Here is a 330-nt window from a genome sequence, read left to right on the forward strand (position 1 = left end):
CCGGTTGCGTAACGAGAACAGGCGTTCTTCGCTCATCGTTGCGGCCCTCCAATTGGAATTGCCGGCACCGACGTGTCCGAGCGCGACACCAGGGATGCAATCGGATAGCCGTAATTGAAAAGCGTCAGGCCGATCATCAATGCAAGCCACAAGCCGAAGCTGTTCAACGCAACGGGAATGGTTTTCGATTCATGCACCGCCGTGCTGAAACGATACTCTTCGACTACCACACGCGGCCCGCGATGCGCGCGAATCAGCACGATAAAAAACATCACCGCCGAGACCACCAAAATCAGCCCGCCGATAGTCGAGATGATCACCGACATGGCC

General features: G+C 56.4%; 1 pseudogene. It reads right to left on the bottom strand.

The annotated features are described in order from the left end of the window. Positions 1–32: 32 nt before the first annotated feature. Positions 33–330: pseudogene (locus HB633_RS30695) on the bottom strand (cytochrome C oxidase subunit I); the annotation flags it as partial.

Origin of the sequence: Caballeronia sp. dw_276 (assembly GCF_018449635.1) — a bacterium.
GTDB lineage: Bacteria > Pseudomonadota > Gammaproteobacteria > Burkholderiales > Burkholderiaceae > Caballeronia.